Genomic DNA, 511 nt, shown 5'->3' with positions numbered 1-511 from the left:
AATGCGCGCAGCAATGTCACCGCCGGTCGCCCAATGGCCGAGCGTCGCCCCTCGTCTCGCTGCCGTGATGGCGTTGTCGGAAGCGGCACGCCAGTCACCGCCAGCGACGCCGCGGCTGATGGCGGCAGCGACCGCTGCGGCCGAAGCGATTGCGATCGACGTGTTGTGCGTCGCCATGCAGGTTTCGGCCACTTTGGCGACCAGCGCGTCAAGCGGCTCCAGCGGCATCATGATACCTACTGGCGCGATGCGCATGGCCGCACCATTTGTGTCGCCACTGCGCCCGGCTTCCTCGGCTGGTATACCATTGTTGATGGCGTCGATGGCGCGTTTGGTTGATGGTCCCAGCAGATCGTAGCTGCCGCGCGCCTTGACATCGCGTTCCCAGTCGAGCAGCGCGTTGACCCACCGCGCATGGTCGAACCGGTTACCGGATTCGACCAAGATACGGCCAAGCAGAAGCGCCTGTTCGGTGTCGTCGGTGATCGTTCCGGCCGGGAGCCCCTTCGAC

General features: G+C 65.4%; 1 protein-coding gene. It reads right to left on the bottom strand.

What is annotated here, in order from left to right:
* On the bottom strand, positions 1-511 hold a 511-nt coding region (locus tag NKJ84_RS33185; protein ID WP_352510032.1), incomplete at both ends, for an ADP-ribosylglycohydrolase family protein.

It is taken from the genome of Mesorhizobium sp. M0048 (genome assembly GCF_040323405.1).
Lineage (GTDB): Bacteria > Pseudomonadota > Alphaproteobacteria > Rhizobiales > Rhizobiaceae > Mesorhizobium.
This window is presented reverse-complemented; position numbering and strand designations above follow the sequence as displayed.